Genomic DNA, 18757 nt, shown 5'->3' on the forward strand with positions numbered 1-18757 from the left:
CTTACTCCTCCCACCCTTCATCAGTATATAAACCACTGTTAAGCGCTACAATTTCGATAAGTTCAGCAAAACCTAATGCAAAGTCGCCCATTAACTCGTACTGCTGCTCACATAAGTGTAATTCATCAATATTATTTTGCTGTGCAATTTGCTTAATGATTGGTTTATCGAGTGCAAAAAAACTGAGCGTAGCCTGTGCGCTTTCAAGCGCTTGCTTGTATTGAATGTCTAGTTGCTCACTTGCTAATAACTTATGGGTATACGCTTGGCTTGCGGTTAAAAAACCCGCAGACCAGTGCTGGCAAAAGTCATATTCAAACTCAGCGGGTAACTTATAACCCAGCTCAAATACTTGCTCACTCACTTGATGATGTAACGCCATAAATAAAAACAATATGTCTTCATCAAGGTCGTTTGCTGTATCAGGGAGAATATTTTCTAACCATTGGTGAACTTCTAATGGCTCAGGTGAACATATAACGCCAAATAAATAACCTTGGCTTTGGGTAAGGCTCATTGCGCCTGATTGGGTATTTAAAAACTCGCTGAGCAGCTTAGCATGCTGCTCAGTAAACTGAGGTATTTGCATTAAAACTCTTTATATAAAATATTAAAATTTAAGTGGGTAACGACCTTGGTTATCTGGTCTGCCTAAAAACTTCACCGCGTCATGAACTTCTTTGGGTAAAGTTAGATCAGGTTTAACGTATCCCGCAACTTTAAAGTCAAAATTAGCCTTTAGTGTAGCATCTGCCTCTAGCCCTAATCTATTGTCTGGCTCGATGAGTATAGCAACATCGCCCGACTTACAACTTAATTTGCCACTAAGATCACCAATATTGAACCAACCAGTTAAACCTTGTACGTCAATATCAGGACTGGCTATTTCACCTTGTAGTGATTGGCAATATGGCGCTCCAGAAACGTATTCATCAAGCTCTAAGATTACACGTCCTTTAGCAGTAACTGGTAACGGTAAATCAATTCGCTGCATTGCTCGCTCAACCGTTGAACGCACTACGGTATCAGTTATTTTAAGTTCATCATTTGCTAGTGAATAACTAATATCTGCATAGCCCGATATGTCACTGCGTTCGCGAGGATTACCAAAGCGTAAGTTAGTATTCACTTGAGCTTTAAATAACGCCCAGCCAGATATATCCCAGCGTACATTATTTAATTGCTCACCTTCAAAGCGCAGCTGCATCACCTGTCCCTGCCACAACGTGCCGGCAGTTTGTCCTATTTCTAGCTGCGGTGGAAAATACGGTTTAGCTAAATTTACAGCAACCGCGGCCGGTAATTTAATAACGCTAAAAACAATAAAGCTCATTAAAAAAACGATGGATAATATTATTATTTTTTTCATTAACTACTTCTCTAATACTAAACGGCTTACGCGTACATAACCGGATTTATCATCTTGGCTTAAATCTAGATTTTCTACGCTTAAACCATGCTGATTAACGAGCTCGTCAATCCATTGGATTAATAGATTAAACTCTACTGAGTCGAGCGTTAAACGAAGTGAGTTATCATTAGGCTGCATTTTACTAATATTAATGCTGTAACGGCCGCGCGTATTATTAACTATTTGGCTGAGATTTTGATTACTCACAGCTTGCGTTTTACCCGCGGCTTTGAGCTTAACAATACTCTCGTCTACCCAGGCTAACAATTCTTGCTGTTTTATTTGTGATTGCTGTGCCCGCTCTATCGCAGTATTTAAAGGCCTAAAAACCCCCATCACCAAAACAAAAATGATAAATACACCGCCTGCAACCATAATTAGTTGTTGCTCTTGCTCTTTTAATGAACGCCAATATTGCATGAACTGCTGCTTCATTGTGCACCTCGCAGTCTGATTTCGCCGACGATAAAATCGCCATCATTATTTAACGAGCCCTGCTCAACAGTAACCCCTTGCTGCTCGAGAATGGCTTTAACCTTACCAAAAGTTTGAAAGTCTTTACCACGCGCTCGAATGCGCAATTCATTACGGCGTTTGTCAAAGCGTAATGTTTGTGGCGTAAACTCATTCACTTGCGAAAACACGCTAACCAATTTACTGGTTAAATCTAAAAAGCCAGCATCGCTAACACCTTGTACTTTATTCAATGCACCCTGTATTTGATTTTTAATTAAATGAGGTCGCACCCGCGTGCCAGGAAAGGCTTTTTGATATCGCTCTACTACTTGCGATTTAGCTACTTCTAGCTGCGAATTAAGCTGATGCAATTCAACCGCTTTAATAGTCACACTTGATACCAAGGCAATCACACTAATAATGGCAGCACTTTTCCAGTAACCCCACCATAACGCAGTTTTCTTTTTAAGGGTGTAAGGTCCTTGACGCAAATTAAACTTAAGTTTATCAAGTTGTTTAGCAAATAATGCTAACGGTAACTCATAGTCACTTGTTTGCGGATATAAGTTAAGTGCTTCAGGAAATTGATCAGCAGGGCTGTAATGCTTGATATCAGGATTGCCTAATGCTACTAAATACTCGTTTAGCCAACTGTTTTCAACCGCGCTAATATGCCAGTCACCTTGTTTAAAGAGCCACTGTTTATTAAGTTCGATGGCAGTAACACATGGCTCTTCAGCGCCTGGCAATAGCAATGCATCCGGTACCATTTGATACGGGGTGAGTTGATGTTGTTCAAATACTTCTAACCAGTGCTCAAACCAATCACGGTTCGTTAGCGCAATCTTAATTGCATGCTGCTCATCAACCATAGTTGGCTCTCCAAGCGCGATATAAACGTCGTCTATATCACATGCAATATCTTCTTCTAGCATATAGGGCAATGCTTGCTCTAATTTACGGCTCCACTTTGTTGGCAGTGTCACCGTTTTTAATTGCACTTGGTCACATGGTAAAAGTACCACAAGCTCTCGGGTTAATGCTTTTTCAGTTAGTTCACTTAACTGATTGGCATTTTGTAGCTCGCCACTGGCTATTATTTCTTGTTCTTGTGGTGAGTATATTAACCAGTTAAGTAAATCTTGCTCGGTTTGACCCGTGCGGATCAACAGTATCTCTGTCACTGTACGCCTCCAAATTTTCGCGCCAGTATCGTTACCTCGCCATTGCTGGCATACAGTAATGTGGTCATCGAAAAACGCAAATCAACAAATTTTGCCTGCGTTTGTAATTTAAAATATTCACTTTTTAAACTAAAAAGCTTTTCTACTGCTTTGATATTTTTGCCGCCTTGTTGTTTAACAGACTCAAAAAACTCTTCAATATTATCAAAGCCATTTTCAGGTCGCGCTGCGATTACCGCTTGAGCACCCGAAACACTCAGTTCGTCTATTAGGCCACTGAGCAATAAAGCTTGCTCTTCAGTGACTGTATTAACATTAATTGAAAGTAACGTACTGCCTGGGATCACACAGACATAAGGCAACACCTTTTCCATCACTAAAGGGTTAAATCCTTTAATTAAACGCAGTTCAGATACCGAAGCAAATAGGCTATTTGCTGTCATATACGGAAACTGACGCGATAAATACTCGCCTTCTTCAGCTCCTGAGCGATACGTAATACTATTTTTATCTAACCAGTCAAAAACACTATCAGCCATACCTTCTTCAGACTCATCACTGGGTAAGTCTTCTATATTTTCTAATATGGCAAACAACGCTTTATGCGCAGGGTTCGTTTTATTAGTACTGTTTGGGTCAGGCTCAGCACCAAGCGCATTTAAGTTTAAACAGGCTTGTAAATCAGTTAACTGACCGCTTAACGTGCCGTTATCAACTGGATACTTAACATCACCTTGCTTTGCCCACGGCTGCGCTAAGGTGGTTTTTTCTGGATCGTCTTTTTTACTTTGAATTAAGCCTTTAATAGCTAACTCTTCAGCGCCATAAGCATACCATTTAGCCTGTTGCTGACTCTGCAAGTTAGTACTTCTTTGTACTTGTACCATTAAGTTAGCACTCATTTCTACGGCTAAAATAGCAGCCAGCGCGACAATAAATAACACAATAACTAACGCCGCGCCGCGTGATGTTTTTTGATTCATCAAGGCGTTCCTCGGCCATTTGGTTGCGATTGGTTAGTACCATCATTAACTGGTTTAGTTAACTCTTTACCGAGTCCTGGCACTAAAAAAACGCGCCTAATTGGTTCTGCGTTCATTTGCTTTAACGTTACAGCTACCGCTTTAGGTAACGCCTTAATTTGCCAGTTTTCTTGCCACTCTGCGTTACCATCTAAAAACTCAAATTTAAGCTCTTCTACGTCAGCTAAAACAACTTGGCTACGAGGCTCCATATTATCAAGTTGATCAACATAAATGCGATATACTCGTTCTAAGTTGTCATCAATTACTCGATAACCAACAGCTTGCAGCTCTGAGCGAGGAAGCAAATTAATGGGATTCATCCAACCATCACGCACAAAGGCAATGCCATCAAGCTGGCTTTCTAAAATGTAGCGCCCTGCAAGTAAGTAACTCTCTTGAAAATCCCCTGCTTCATTACGCACTTGGCGTTTAGTCATTTGGCTAAAGTCTTGATCCATTAGCCTGAAGGCTGTTTGTAACCCATTTAGCTCAGCAATTTTTTCATCTGATGCTTCTTTGGCACGCGTGGTGGTGTCAAGTATTTGGTGGGTGGCCATAATAACAAACGCCAACACCCCTAGTGCCACCATCACTTCTAATAATGTAAAACCGCGCTGCTTCACTTATGGCTTACCTTTATTTAAGTAAGTACTTAACTCATAAATTGAATTTTCATACTTATCATCTGTAAACACATTAATAGTGACCTTTACAAAGCTCTTATCAGCAGTGGGCACAACATCTTGGCGCCAAAACCATTCAATCCCCGCCATCATCTCAGTACCGCGGGTACCATTTTTACCTTGCCATTTTTCGCCTTTCGTTCGTTGTTCTACCAATACATTCTCGGCTACCCATGAGCCATACGTTTGCTCTTCAATACTCGATAAGTGATGAATATGCTCACCAGTTGCTTGCATTGCAGCAATACCCGCCATAGCACAAATACTTAGCGCAACTAAGACTTCTAATAAGGTAAAACCTTGGTATTTTTTCATTATTGGGGCTCTCGACGAAAATCAACTGGCGCTGCAAATTTACCTTCAATAAAATATACCGGCTCCGCCTGATCTTTTAACTCAAGCATAAGCTGAAATGCACTTACATCAGCAGAGGATAAAAGAAGTACTTGAGGAACTTTTAATTTTTTAAGTTCTAATAAACTATCTTCATTATCGCCACTCATTAACTCACGCCAGTTAGACTGCTCTAATAAGTTATCTTGTGCCCAAGGTAGGTCTTCTAGATTAAGTGTTACTTTAAATTGCTGGTCAAACTCAATTGGTTTAAATAACTCTTCCCGCTTAAAGCTGGTCCACTTTTCGCCATCAAACACTAAAAACTCAAGCGTATTTTGATCAACAAATAAACCTAACTCTACCTGATTAATTACGGCAAATTCCGATGCGGCATTAATGGTGGTATGCAGCCTACTTGCTTGCTTATCTAGCTCTTCCTCTGCGCCGCCATCTAAGCTGTATACCACCATTTTGGTGGCAAAGGCGATGATCACCAATACCACTAAAATTTCTATTAAACTAAAACCATATTGCTTCGCACTCAGGTGCTTAAGGTTTACCCGCATGGTAAACCCCAATCAACTAAGTTTAAGCGTATGATTAAGTTAATGCCCATTACTGCTTATCTTCACCCCAGTTACCAATATCATCCTCAGTAGCCGGTTCGCCATCAGGCCCCATTGAAAAAATATCAATTTTACCTACTTCACCTGGGTAAATAAGTTGGTAAGGGTTGCCCCATGGATCTTCTGGCAATTTACTAATAAAACCGCCATCAGGAAAACGCTTTGGAATAGGCTCAATGCTGGTTTTAGTTACCAACGCCTCAAGCCCTTGCTCTGTACTCGGGTAGCTTTTATTTTTTAACTTGTAAAGGCTAACGGCATCTTCTAACTGCTGAATATCTAAATGCGCTTTATCAATAGCCGCTTCTTCTTGCTGACCCATAATATTAGGTGCCACAATCGACATGATCATCCCGATGATAACCAATACCACCATCACTTCTAATAAAGAAAAACCTGATTGTTTATTCACGTTATTACCTCGTTATTCTAAAAACACTAAACAAAAATGATTTAAGTAAATCATTAATATAAAAAAATAATTAAAGGCCAACAGCCTTATTCATTGCCATAATTGGCTGCAAAATTGCCATTACTATAAACAGTACAATGACTGCCATAGAGGCAATCATTGCGGGTTCTAATAATTTTAATGACACATTGACCATACTTTCAAACTCGCGATCTTGATTGTTAGCGGCTCGCTCTAACATTTGCTCAAGTTCACCAGACTTTTCACCACTGGCTATCATATGCAGCATCATTGGTGGAAACAACTTAGTTTGCTGCAGTGAAGCACGTAGGCTTGCCCCTTCACTTACTCTTTCTGCGGCATCAGCCACAGCTTGTTTGATTTTTTCGTTAACTAATACCCCACCAGAAATACGCATTCCTTCTAGTAGCGGTACTGAACTTGACGATAAAATACTTAAAGTACGAGCAAAGCGCGCGGTGTTAATCCCTCTAGCAACTTTACCAATGCCTGGCATATGTAATACTTTTGCATCCCACCAAAACCGTACCTTAGGTTTTTTAAGCGCATACTTGATTCCAACCGCGGTAGCGGTGATCACCAGTAAACTTATAAACCAGTAATTTTGCACAAAATGACTACCAGCCATAACCCACTCGGTAGTCCAAGGTAAAACTTGTTTGGTTTTTTCGAACGTTTTTAATATTTTAGGTACTACAGTACCTAATAACACCGAAACAATACCAATAGCAAACACCACCAAAATAATCGGATACACCATAGCCTGCGTAATTTGACTGCGCATATGTTGGCGCTGCTCGGTATAATCAGCTAGCCTGTTGAGCACTTGATCTAAGTGACCTGACTTTTCACCTGCCGCCACCATAGCGCGGTATAAATCGTCAAATACATGCGGAAACTCACTCATACCATCAGCCAGGGTATAACCTTCCACTACTTTAGAGCGCACCGACATTAACATACGTTTTAAGCGTGGTTTTTCACACTGCTCAGCAACCGCCATCACCGCCCCTTCTACAGGAAGGGCAGACTGAATTAGGGTTGCAAGCTGACGAGTGATCAAAGCGAGATCGGCAGTTGATATGGTTGGTTTAAATAAAGAACCGAGTAAAGGTACTTTTTGACCTTTAACTTGTTTGTCATCTTGCGCAGCAGGCACCACCTCAAGTGGTGTGAGCTTTTGATCGCGCAGAAGCTGACGAACTTGCTTAGCTGTATCGGCTTCTAAAATACCTTTTTTTTCTTTTCCCCGGCCATCTAATGCACGGTATTCAAACGCCGCCATTGTTAGCCTTCCTCACGGGTTACGCGTAATACTTCTTCAAGCGTTGTTTTACCCGCAAGTACGCGGCTGCAGCCATCTTGACGAATACTTGGGCTGCGTTTACGAATATATTTCTCTACGCTTTGCTCACCTTTACCGCTGTGGATCATTTCACGAATAGTTTCATCAACGACTAATAATTCGTGAATACCTGTACGACCTCGGTAGCCATTAAAGTTACACTCTTCACACCCTACCGCGCGGTAAATCGTCGGAGCATTATCAAACGGTACGCCGAGTAATTCACATTCACGCTCATCTGCAATATGCCCTTCTTTACAGCTATTGCATAAGGTACGTACTAAGCGCTGTGACAATACGCCGAGTAATGATGACGATAATAAGAATGGCTCAACACCCATATCTTCCATACGGGTAATTGCACCTGAGGCGGTATTGGTATGCAATGTAGACATAACTAAGTGACCAGTCAGCGATGCTTGTACACCAATTTGAGCGGTTTCTAAGTCACGTATTTCACCGACCATAACTACATCAGGATCTTGACGTAAAATAGCGCGCAGACCACGGGCAAAAGTCATATCAACCTTGGTATTAACCTGTGTTTGGCCAATGCCAGGAATTTCGTACTCGATTGGATCTTCAACCGTTAAAATATTGCGATCCCGCGAGTTAATTTGGCTCATACCGGCGTACAAAGTCGTACTTTTACCAGAGCCTGTAGGGCCTGTTACTAAGATTATACCGTGAGGCTTGCTAATTAAGTCGGCAAACAGCTCTCGGTTTCGAGCTGTCATACCTAAGTCTTCTAGATTTAAACGTGCATTGTTTTTATCAAGCAAACGCAGTACCACGCGCTCACCAAAGCTCGATGGCATAGTCGACACACGCACATCCACTGCGCGCCCAGCTATACGTAAACTAATACGGCCATCTTGCGGTATGCGTTTTTCTGCAATATCGAGTTTGGCCATTACTTTAATACGCGATACCAGCAAAGAGGCTAGTTTACGATTAGGCTTTAGAACTTCCTTGAGTACGCCATCCACTCGAAAACGAATAACCAGCTCTTGCTCAAATGTTTCAATGTGAATATCAGAGGCACCTTCTTTAATTGCCTCACTGAGCATGGCATTAATCAGCTTTATAATTGGCGCATCGTCGTCACCGGCAAGTAAGTCTTCAGTTTGAGGTAGCTCATCAGCTAGTGAGAATAAATCAACCTCATTACCAATGTCTTCCATCATTTGCTGAGTTTCTGAGCTATCACGTTGATACGATGCTTCTAGTAATAGCTCAAACTTATCATCTTCTAGTTGCTCAAGTGTAAAGCCATGTCCTGCAATACGGCGCACTTCTAATAATACATCAACATCCAACTCGCCACGGTAGTAAACAACTCGGTTATCCTTATGTTTACTAAGTAACGCACCCACTCGTCTGGCATATGAAAACGGCAAACGCTTTGCTGGCAGCTCAATTAAGTCATCTTGAGCAAGCTGTTCATCATTACTGTGAGTAATTGGATGAACAACATCTTGATTAATATCTTCTATCGCATTAGTCATCATTACGCTCTTGTGCATTTTGTTTGCGTAAATGCTCTTCGTACGTAGGAGGTAGCACTAGTTCGTCATTCCACTCAGGTAAAATAGGCGTGTCTGACTTTGGCATCAAATTAATACCATCTTCACGTTTTTTAAATTGCTCGCCGCGAATAAAGTTATATTTATTAAAGCTAAGTTTATTCATGCTAACGCCATCGCGAATTATGGTCGGTCTTATAAATACAATAAGATTACGCTTACGTTTTGTTGTATTAGTTGACTTAAATAAGTGCCCTAAAATAGGGATGTCACCTAGTAATGGTACTTTTGACACGCTTTCTTGTACATCTTCATCAATCAAGCCGCCTAATACCACCATGCCGCCATCATCTGCCATTACGGTTGTTTTAATTGCACGCTTATTGACTGAAATATCAACTGCCGTTGCACCACTTACACTAGAAACTTCTTGCTCAATGGTTAATTGCACTGCAGAACCATCGTTAATTTGTGGTGTCACTTTAAGTTTTATACCCACTTCTTGACGCTCAACCGTTTGAAATGGATTTTCATTGTTACTACCTGTTTGTGAACCGGTAATAATAGGCACTTCTTGACCAACTAAAATAGACGCCTCTTCGTTATCCATAGTGGTAATAGATGGAGTCGCTAGGATATTAGAATTAGTATCGGTAGATACTGCTTGTACGATTGCACCCCAATCATTTTTAATTACCCCCATGGCCAAACCATTAATGCCACCAAGTAATGATGCAAGCGGGCCGTAGTCGCCTTCTTTTGTTTCATCATATTCAGTTGGAGTACCCGTCTCTGTTCCAATAATCGTTTTAGTTACTGTTTTATCTCGTGCTTGCTCAGCAGCTACGGCTAAAGCACCGACAGGCACAGTGGTACCATTATTAAATTGCAGCATGCCGCCTTCTTCTGAAATCCATTGCAGGCCAAAGTTAACGCCATCGCCTTCCATTACTTCAATAATAATGGCTTCCACTAGTACTTGTGCGCGGCGAATATCTAAGCGCTCAATAACAGATTCTAGTGAACGCATAGTATCTGGCTGGGCGGTAATGACTAATGAATTTGAATCTGGGTGAGCTTCAATGCTAGTGTCGTTTTTATTACTACTACGTGATTTAGTAGCTCCACCTTGCGTGTCCTCTGCTAGCGATTTGCTCACACCTTGGAGTACTTTTACTAAATCTTCGGCCTTTGCGTAGTTGAGGTAAAACACTTTAGTATTACCTTGGCTTTCCAGTTCGCCATCTAAACGTTTAATGAGCTCAATGGCCCGTGTGCGTGCTTGGCCTTCACCACTAACAATCACACTATTAGTACGACCATCAGCCACCACTTTAGGAATTAAAAACTCAGGTACGCTACCCTTACCACTGTCTTTGTATATATTCTCTACTACAGAGACAACATCATCAGCCGTTGCGAACTTAAGCTTAACGATATCGACTCGCTTATCACCCGCTTGGTCAACAGAGCGAATAATTTCTACTAAGCGGTTAACCGAGGCTGCATGACCAGTTAGCATCATGACGTTGGCGGCATTAAAGTTAGCAACGTGACCGCCGTCTTTTTGGTCGCTAAATTGGCGAACTAAAGGGCCTAACTCTTGTACGCTTACATTTTTAACTCGCACAACCCGTGTAATCATCATATCGCCAAGCGCTTGGCTATCAGCAGTAATTAATGGCACATTTGACTTTTTGGCATCTGAGCTTTTTTCTATTTTTATTATGTTGTTATCCATTTCGACGGCTGAATAACCGTAAACTTCTAAAACATTTAAAAAGAACTGATAGTAAAGTGCCTCATCCATTAATTCGTAACTGCGTACATTTACTTTGCCACGCACGTTAGGATCAATAATGATGGTTTTATTAAGGTTTTTGCCAACAATATTAATAAACTCATTAATATCTGTGCCCTTAAAGTTAGCAGCGTATTCAACAGCAGCAACCGACATAGAAAGACTTGCCGCTAAAAAAAGTGCTGCATACTTAGCTAACCCTTTTTTAATTTTTTTGAGGTGTAGCACCTGAACCATTATGTTAAAACTCCAAAGCTAAGTTATTGCAGACTAAATAGTACATCTATTTGCTCACCATCACGCTCTATTGTGATAGTTGCATCTGTACTGTTTCGCAGCTCATTCATTGCTGCCATTGCCTGTTTTAAATCTGTTAATTGATAACCGTTAATTGCCACGGCTAAATCGTTATTTTGTAATCCCATTTGTTTAAATAGTTCGGGCTCTTTACCTAGACTCAAACGATAACCTATAAGTTCCCCATCATTCATCGCTTGAGAAACACGTATATAATCAAATAGCTTGCCAGGTTCTTCTAAAAGCTCTTCGCGAGTTTCTATTAATACTTCTTTCACCTCAAGGTTGGCAGTGGCATCAATTTGTTCATCGCTTTGTGCTGAAGGCGCTAAAGGCCCCATTTCAGACTCATCTCGCGCAGCGAGTACCGGCATAGACACTGTTTTGGTAAAGTCGAGCCCATCAAGCATTAAGGTTTCAAAGCGACCACTTACATCTAGAATCACACGATCTGGGAGTATTTGCGATACTTTTGCACGTGTACCTTGCACCACATCCTCTACTAAATAACTCGTCTGGCGACCTTGCGACTCAATAATAGCCATTCCCGCCTTATCATCATTACTAACAGCAACGATACCGGTTAAATTAATACTAAGACGCGTTTCAGGGGCATTATTAATGACTTTAGTTTGCGAAGCAGTATTGGTGTTTTTTGTTACATTTACTTTACCAAATAAAAATTGCTCAATGATCGAGTCTACAGACTGGTTATTGCCACCCACAGCTTGGTTAGAATAGCTGATAGGGGCAAGAGGAGATGTTACTGGCTGCGGCCATAATAGCCACATCAGTTTTGATAATAAAAATGCAATATAAACAACAATTAAAACCATAACCATTGCGCTTAATTTAGCATGCGGTAAACGGTTTAATAACTGCTTAAATTGTTGAACGTGCTGTTCCATAGGTAGTGTTCTTATTTTAATTTATAACGAAATCACTCAGCCATAGTACCTTTTCATTTTTCATTCAACAAGCACGCTAATATTAAACTTTGTAAACAGATTAATTTATTTATCGTATCAGCTATCAAGCAATAGCTACATGCGGTAACGGTTTCGTGATAATTTACCTAGGCAGTAAATTTACTAGGGATGTTTTATGACAAAGAAAACTAAACTCAATGGCAGCTCAGAAAACGCTGACGCACTTAAAGTGAGGTTGGACAAATGGTTATGGGCGGCTCGATTTTATAAAACGCGTGCAATAGCTCGAGAAATGGTACAAGGCGGCAAAGTACATTATAATGGGCAACGCAGTAAGGCTAGTAAAATTGTAGAAATTGGCGCAGTTATAAAGCTAGCTCAAGGCGTTGATGAAAAAACCATCACAGTATTAAATATACTTGAAAAGCGCCAAAGCGCCCCCATTGCACAGACCATGTATCAAGAATCTGATGCTAGTATTGCTAAGCGTGAAGAAAATAGTATTGCACGCAAAAATAACAGTTTCTTTGCTCCTCATCCGGATAAAAAACCAGATAAAAAGCAAAGGCGCGAACTTTTAAAAATGAAATCAAGTTAGGTATAGCCGCTCATGCAACAAGATTTACTTCACCGCTATTTATTTGACAACCTCGATGTTCGTGGCGAACTCGTACAAATAGACAACGCTTACAATGAAATGATTGCGAAACACAATTATCCAGAGCCCGTTAAAGCATTATTAGGTGAGCTGCTTGTTGCAACCTGTTTATTAACAGCAACGTTGAAGTTTGAAGGCGAAATTGCAGTTCAACTACAAGGTGATGGCCCCGTAAAATATGCGGTGATCAATGGTGATGATCAACAAAATATGCGTGGTATTGCGCGATTACAACATGAAGTTACTGGCTCAACGGTAAAAGAGCTCATTGGCCAAGGCTACATGGTTATCACGATTACTCCAACTCAAGGTGAGCGTTACCAAGGTATAGTACCTTTAGAGCATGATACATTAAGTGAATGTATAGAAAGCTATTTTGAGCAGTCTGAGCAATTAAAGACGCGCCTTTGGTTTGCAACCGATACTGAAGAAGGCTGCGCCAAAGCATGTGGGCTATTTTTACAAGTGCTACCTGTAGATAAACAAAAATCGATTGAAGATTTTGCTCACTTAGAAGCACTCAGCAATACTATTAAAGATGAGGAGCTACTAGAGCTTGATGCCAATACTATTCTAACGCGCCTTTATCATGAAGATAACCCACGCGTATTTGACCCTCAACCAATTCAATTTAAATGTGGCTGTAATCGCGAAAAAACGATGACAGCTTTAGTTAATGTTGGTCAACAAACGCTTTTGGATGATGTCGAAAAAAATGGTGAGATTAAAATTAGCTGTCATTACTGTTTAAAAGATTATGTATTTAACGAACAAGATATAAAAAGTATATTTAATTAATCTAGCTTTTTAAAACATACTATAAAATAGCCATAATTTTTTATGGCTTTTTTGTGCCCAAAAAATGACACCGGTATCACAAGCTGAGCATTTTTCATGACACCGGTATCATTGAAATTATTCATGTTTTTTCCTTAATTTATATGTTTTTACGGCGTTTATAAGCTCGAATATCCTTAATCCATCTGTTACTATATTTGAAGCTTAAAGGTTACTAAGACCCAGAGCTATCCCGTTCAATCTCACACAATTTAGGTATAAACATGACTTCAAGCGCTACCCGTTTTGTCGATCTAACTGCAGCTGAACTTGTCGAACACGCTATCAGCCGTGGCGAAGGGACTTTAGCCGCCAATGGTGCTTTTGTAGCTAACACTGGTCGTCGTACCGGTCGTTCTCCAAAAGATCGTTTTATTGTTCAAGAATCAAGTACTGAAAATGAAATCCAATGGGGTAATGTAAATCGCCCATTCGATGCAGATAAGTTTGACGCCTTATGGGCACGTGTAGAAGCACATGTGCAAAGCAACGACCACTTTATCTCTCACCTTGAAGTAGGCGCTGATCCAGAGCACTACCTTCCAGTGGTTGTAACAACAGAAACTGCTTGGCACCATATCTTCGCTAAAAATATGTTCATCCAACCACAATCATACAACAAAGCCGACTTTCCTCAGTGGCAAGTAATGAACGTACCTTCGTTTGTATGTGATCCAGAGCGCGATGGTACCAATAGCGATGGCACAGTTATTATTAACTTTGCACAACGTAAAGTGTTACTTGCTGGCATGCGCTACGCGGGTGAAATGAAAAAATCGATGTTCTCTGTGCAAAACTTCCTACTACCAGCGAAAGGTGTATTACCAATGCACTGTTCTGCTAACGTAGGTGAAGCAGGAGATACCGCATTATTCTTTGGTTTATCTGGTACAGGTAAAACAACATTATCAGCAGATCCAACTCGCTTCTTAATCGGTGATGACGAGCACGGCTGGGCACCAGGTAGTGTATTTAATATCGAAGGTGGTTGTTACGCTAAATGTATCGACCTTTCTCAGAAAAACGAACCTGTTATCTGGGATGCTATTCGATTCGGTACAATTTTAGAGAATGTGGTACTTGATGAAAACCGTGTTCCTGATTTCAACGATACCAGCCTAACTCAAAATAGCCGTGCAGCTTACCCACTAGAGCACGTTGAAAAACGTAAAGTTGAAAACCGCGCAGGTGAGCCTAAGGCTGTTGTTTTTCTAACATGTGATGTGAGTGGTGTACTACCGCCGGTATCTGTTCTAACCGAAGAAGCTGCAGCATTTCACTTCCTAAGTGGCTACACAGCAAAAGTTGGCTCTACAGAAATTGGTTCTACTAGCGATATTGAATCAACATTCTCAACCTGTTTTGGTGCTCCTTTCTTCCCACGCCCTGCAGGTGTATACGCAGAGCTTCTAATGAAGCGTGTACGTGAATTCGGCGCTAAAGTTTACCTAGTTAACACTGGATGGACAGGTGGCCCTTACGGTATTGGTAAGCGTTTTGATATTCCAACAACACGAGCTGTTGTGGATGCAATCGTATCTGGAAAATTAGCCGGTGTGGAAACCCAACACATTGACGTGCTAAACCTAGACGTACCAGTTGCAGTACCGGGCGTAGATAGCAAGCTTCTTAACCCAATCAATACCTGGGAAGACAAAGCTAAATACGCAGAGTATGCGGCTAAGCTAGCATCTGATTTCACAGAAAATTTTGCTAAATACGACGTATCTGACGAAATTAAAAACGCGGGCCCTAAAGTTTAATAATCACCTTTAGCCTGATAATTAAAACGCCAACCTTGAGTTGGCGTTTTTGATCCTATCTATTTTACTTCAGCAACTTAGTTACTTTAATAATTGCTGATAAGCCACCTATTAGCTAAAACGTTTCCCTATGTTTTGTGCATTTCTTAATAAAGGCTCACCGAGAGCCTATTAAGCTTTAAAGTAGCAGTTACTAGTTTGTATATCTCAAATTAAACGCTATTAAACTATGTCACAATTAGTACAGTTACGGGATGTCATCAGCAATGAAACTATACTGTAGGGTAAATCTGTCCAATATCTCACTCTTTACCCTGTTAGAGCACATCAAACAACACTAGCTATTACTGGTAAACTCCTCCGAACACAAGAAGGCTCAGGTCATTCGAGTCTTGCTTGCTTTTGGAGTGATGTGCTACTTCGTAGTGGCCACGCAGTAGAATATCGTAGTGCCTACAGCGCTAGAGAGCCACATAGCAAGGTACATTTGATGTTTTTAATGGCATGCGTTGGCTCTGAGGTTAACGCTGTGCAGCTGACGGCTGACGGCTGACGGCTGACGGCTAATACTTTCACTTTCCTGAAGACGTAAAAAAGCCCGGCTCTTTCGAGTCGGGCTTTCTTGTATTTGGAGTCGGTGCGCTACGCAGTAGAATGTCCTACTTTCACATAACAAATGCTACACTATCATTGGTCGGGGCTCGCCTTCGAGCTGTTTCGTTTCACTACTGAGTTCGGCATGGGGTCTTGGCTATGTTTATTAAATCCCAAACAGCAAAAAACCCGCTACATTGCTGTAACGGGTTTCTCTTATTTGGAGCCTGGTAATGTCCTACTTTCACATAACAAATGCTACACTATCATCGGCGCTGTTTCGTTTCACTACTGAGTTCGGCATGGGGTCAGGTGGGTCCAAAACGCTATTGTCACCAAGCAAATTTGGGTGTCAGTCCGTATTACTACGCACTAACTAAAATTTGGAATTCTGATAATAAAGTCTTCTAGTATCTACTTTAGTTATATTAACTTCTTCGCTTGTTTCACTATCACATAAAACGCGTTTGGCGTTGTATGGTTAAGCCTCACGGGTAATTAGTACAAGTTAGCTTAATGGCTCACACCACTTCCACATCTTGCCTATCAACGTTGTAGTCTTCAACGGCCCTTCAGAGACTTTAAAAGTCTAGTGAGAACTCATCTCGAGGCCTGCTTCGCGCTTAGATGCTTTCAGCGCTTATCAGTTCCGAACGTAGCTACCGGGCAATGCCATTGGCATGACAACCCGAACACCAGCGGTTCGTTCACTCCGGTCCTCTCGTACTAGGAGCAACCCCTCTCAATTCTCAAACGCCCACGGCAGATAGGGACCGAACTGTCTCACGACGTTCTAAACCCAGCTCGCGTACCACTTTAAATGGCGAACAGCCATACCCTTGGGACCGACTTCAGCCCCAGGATGTGATGAGCCGACATCGAGGTGCCAAACACCGCCGTCGATATGAACTCTTGGGCGGTATCAGCCTGTTATCCCCGGAGTACCTTTTATCCGTTGAGCGATGGCCCTTCCATTCAGAACCACCGGATCACTATGACCTACTTTCGTACCTGCTCGACGTGTCTGTCTCGCAGTTAAGCTGGCTTCTACCATTACACTAACCGTACGATGTCCGACCGTACTTAGCCAACCTTCGTGCTCCTCCGTTACTCTTTGGGAGGAGACCGCCCCAGTCAAACTACCCACCAGGCACTGTCCGTAACCCCGATTCAGGGGCCAACGTTAGAACATCAAAACTACAAGGGTGGTATTTCAAGGACGACTCCACAAAAACTAGCGTCTCTGCTTCTAAGTCTCCCACCTATCCTACACATGTAGGTTCAATGTTCAGTGCCAAGCTGTAGTAAAGGTTCACGGGGTCTTTCCGTCTAGCCGCGGGTACACAGCATCTTCACTGCGATTTCAATTTCACTGAGTCTCGGGTGGAGACAGCGTGGCCATGGTTACACCATTCGTGCAGGTCGGAACTTACCCGACAAGGAATTTCGCTACCTTAGGACCGTTATAGTTACGGCCGCCGTTTACCGGGGCTTCGATCAAGAGCTTCTCCGAAGATAACCCCATCAATTAACCTTCCGGCACCGGGCAGGTGTCACACCGTATACGTCATCTTGCGATTTTGCACAGTGCTGTGTTTTTAATAAACAGTCCCAGCCACCTGGTCACTGCGGCTCCAATCAGCTTAGAGAGCAAGTCTCATCACCAATCGGAGCGTACCTTCTCCCGAAGTTACGGTACGATTTTGCCTAGTTCCTTCACCCGAGTTCTCTCAAGCGCCTTAGTATTCTCTACCTGACCACCTGTGTCGGTTTGGGGTACGATTCGGTATAATCTGAAGCTTAGAGGCTTTTCCTGGAAGTATGGCATCAGCAACTTCATCACCTTGGTGACTCGTCTCGTGTCTCAGCCTAACAGCAACCCGGATTTACCTAAGTCACTAGCCTACACACTTTCACATGGACTACCATCGCCATGCTTGCTTAGCCTGCTCCGTCCCCCCATCGCAATTATACCAAGTACGGAAATATTAATCCGTTTCCCATCGACTACGCCTTTCGGCCTCGCCTTAGGGGTCGACTTACCCTACCCTGATTAACATGGGATAGGAACCCTTGGTCTTCCGGCGTGCGGGTTTTTCACCCGCATTATCGTTACTCATGTCAGCATTCGCACTTCTGATACGTCCAGCATACCTCCCGGTACACCTTCAACCGCTTACAGAACGCTCCCCTACCACTCAGAATAAATTCTGAATCCGCAGCTTCGGTGCATAGTTTAGCCCCGTTACATCTTCCGCGCAGACCGACTCGACCAGTGAGCTATTACGCTTTCTTTAAAGGATGGCTGCTTCTAAGCCAACCTCCTGGCTGTCTGGGCCTTTCCACATCGTTTCCCACTTAACTATGACTTTGGGACCTTAGCTGGCGGTCTGGGTTGTTTCCCTCTTCACGACGGACGTTAGCACCCGCCGTGTGTCTCCCGGATATTACTTTACGGTATTCGGAGTTTGCAAAGGGTTGGTAAGTCGGGATGACCCCCTAGCCTTAACAGTGCTCTACCCCCGTAAGTATTCGTCCGAGGCTCTACCTAAATAGATTTCGGGGAGAACCAGCTATCTCCCGGTTTGATTAGCCTTTCACTCCTAACCACAGGTCATCCCCTAACTTTTCAACGTTAGTGGGTTCGGTCCTCCAGTTGATGTTACTCAACCTTCAACCTGCCCATGGCTAGATCACCGGGTTTCGGGTCTATACCTTGCAACTATTCGCCCAGTTAAGACTCGGTTTCCCTACGGCTACCCTAATCGGTTAACCTCGCTACAAAATATAAGTCGCTGACCCATTATACAAAAGGTACGCAGTCACCCTCGAAGGGCTCCTACTGCTTGTACG

16 protein-coding genes and 2 rRNA genes (1 of these 18 running past the window's edge) are annotated in these 18757 nt (G+C 42.2%); 3 read left to right on the plus strand and 15 right to left on the minus strand.

The window, feature by feature from the left end; genetic code table 11:
- Position 1: 1 nt before the first annotated feature.
- The 13 genes from ACNSN2_RS13560 to gspC all read right to left on the minus strand — a co-directional run bounded on the left by ACNSN2_RS13560 (position 2) and on the right by gspC (position 12031).
- A complete protein-coding gene (locus ACNSN2_RS13560) occupies positions 2 to 589 on the minus strand; it encodes a UPF0149 family protein (RefSeq protein ID WP_054202945.1) in 588 nt (195 codons plus the stop codon).
- A 21-nt stretch (positions 590 to 610) separates the two neighbouring features.
- Complete coding sequence (locus ACNSN2_RS13565) at positions 611 to 1369, minus strand: type II secretion system protein N (RefSeq protein WP_010393022.1); 759 nt, start codon at positions 1367 to 1369, stop codon at positions 611 to 613.
- A 3-nt stretch (positions 1370 to 1372) separates the two neighbouring features.
- Complete coding sequence (gene gspM / locus ACNSN2_RS13570; protein ID WP_054202944.1) at positions 1373 to 1846, minus strand: type II secretion system protein GspM; 474 nt, start codon at positions 1844 to 1846, stop codon at positions 1373 to 1375.
- Positions 1843 to 3051: a type II secretion system protein GspL gene (gspL, locus tag ACNSN2_RS13575; protein WP_418607737.1), complete on the minus strand. Its 1209-nt coding sequence runs from the start codon at positions 3049 to 3051 to the stop codon at positions 1843 to 1845. Before gspL ends, gspM begins: the two co-directional genes overlap by 4 nt.
- A complete protein-coding gene (gene gspK, locus ACNSN2_RS13580) occupies positions 3048 to 4034 on the minus strand; it encodes a type II secretion system minor pseudopilin GspK (protein WP_008113412.1) in 987 nt (328 codons plus the stop codon). Before gspK ends, gspL begins: the two co-directional genes overlap by 4 nt.
- A complete protein-coding gene (gene gspJ / locus ACNSN2_RS13585) occupies positions 4034 to 4699 on the minus strand; it encodes a type II secretion system minor pseudopilin GspJ (RefSeq protein WP_008113413.1) in 666 nt (221 codons plus the stop codon). Before gspJ ends, gspK begins: the two co-directional genes overlap by 1 nt.
- Positions 4700 to 5074: a type II secretion system minor pseudopilin GspI gene (gene gspI / locus ACNSN2_RS13590; protein ID WP_010393012.1), complete on the minus strand. Its 375-nt coding sequence runs from the start codon at positions 5072 to 5074 to the stop codon at positions 4700 to 4702.
- Positions 5074 to 5661, minus strand: coding sequence for a type II secretion system minor pseudopilin GspH (gspH, locus tag ACNSN2_RS13595; RefSeq protein WP_418607739.1), 588 nt, complete (start codon positions 5659 to 5661; stop codon positions 5074 to 5076). Before gspH ends, gspI begins: the two co-directional genes overlap by 1 nt.
- 49 nt (positions 5662 to 5710) lie before the next feature.
- Positions 5711 to 6133, minus strand: a complete 423-nt coding sequence (gene gspG / locus ACNSN2_RS13600; protein ID WP_010393008.1) for a type II secretion system major pseudopilin GspG — start codon at positions 6131 to 6133, stop codon at positions 5711 to 5713.
- 70 nt (positions 6134 to 6203) lie between these two features.
- Entirely contained in the window at positions 6204 to 7439 is a 1236-nt protein-coding gene (gene gspF / locus ACNSN2_RS13605; protein ID WP_075169550.1) for a type II secretion system inner membrane protein GspF, read from the minus strand.
- Between the two features lie 2 nt (positions 7440 to 7441).
- Positions 7442 to 9007, minus strand: a complete 1566-nt coding sequence (gene gspE, locus ACNSN2_RS13610) for a type II secretion system ATPase GspE (RefSeq protein ID WP_418609073.1) — start codon at positions 9005 to 9007, stop codon at positions 7442 to 7444.
- Complete coding sequence (gene gspD, locus ACNSN2_RS13615; protein WP_054202941.1) at positions 9000 to 11063, minus strand: type II secretion system secretin GspD; 2064 nt, start codon at positions 11061 to 11063, stop codon at positions 9000 to 9002. Before gspD ends, gspE begins: the two co-directional genes overlap by 8 nt.
- Before the next feature lie 23 nt (positions 11064 to 11086).
- Positions 11087 to 12031 (minus strand): type II secretion system protein GspC, encoded by a 945-nt coding sequence (gspC, locus tag ACNSN2_RS13620; protein WP_418607742.1) that lies wholly within the window; start codon positions 12029 to 12031, stop codon positions 11087 to 11089.
- Between the two features lie 196 nt (positions 12032 to 12227).
- On the opposite strand from gspC, the gene hslR reads away from it, so the two are divergent.
- The 3 genes from hslR to ACNSN2_RS13635 all read left to right on the plus strand — a co-directional run bounded on the left by hslR (position 12228) and on the right by ACNSN2_RS13635 (position 15310).
- Positions 12228 to 12650, plus strand: coding sequence for a ribosome-associated heat shock protein Hsp15 (hslR, locus tag ACNSN2_RS13625; RefSeq protein ID WP_418607743.1), 423 nt, complete (start codon positions 12228 to 12230; stop codon positions 12648 to 12650).
- Between the two features lie 12 nt (positions 12651 to 12662).
- Positions 12663 to 13508, plus strand: coding sequence for an Hsp33 family molecular chaperone HslO (hslO, locus tag ACNSN2_RS13630; RefSeq protein WP_008113427.1), 846 nt, complete (start codon positions 12663 to 12665; stop codon positions 13506 to 13508).
- Between the two features lie 263 nt (positions 13509 to 13771).
- Positions 13772 to 15310, plus strand: coding sequence for a phosphoenolpyruvate carboxykinase (locus ACNSN2_RS13635; protein WP_010392990.1), 1539 nt, complete (start codon positions 13772 to 13774; stop codon positions 15308 to 15310).
- 819 nt (positions 15311 to 16129) lie between these two features.
- Here ACNSN2_RS13635 and rrf read toward each other — a convergent pair.
- Together rrf and ACNSN2_RS13645 are read right to left on the minus strand one after the other, a co-directional pair.
- A 5S ribosomal RNA gene (rrf, locus tag ACNSN2_RS13640) occupies positions 16130 to 16244 on the minus strand.
- A 137-nt stretch (positions 16245 to 16381) separates the two neighbouring features.
- Positions 16382 to 18757 (minus strand): 23S ribosomal RNA (locus ACNSN2_RS13645) (it continues 509 nt past the right edge of the window).

Origin of the sequence: Pseudoalteromonas sp. US3C1013 (genome assembly GCF_048401115.1) — a bacterium.
GTDB classification, from domain to species: Bacteria; Pseudomonadota; Gammaproteobacteria; order Enterobacterales; family Alteromonadaceae; genus Pseudoalteromonas; species Pseudoalteromonas undina.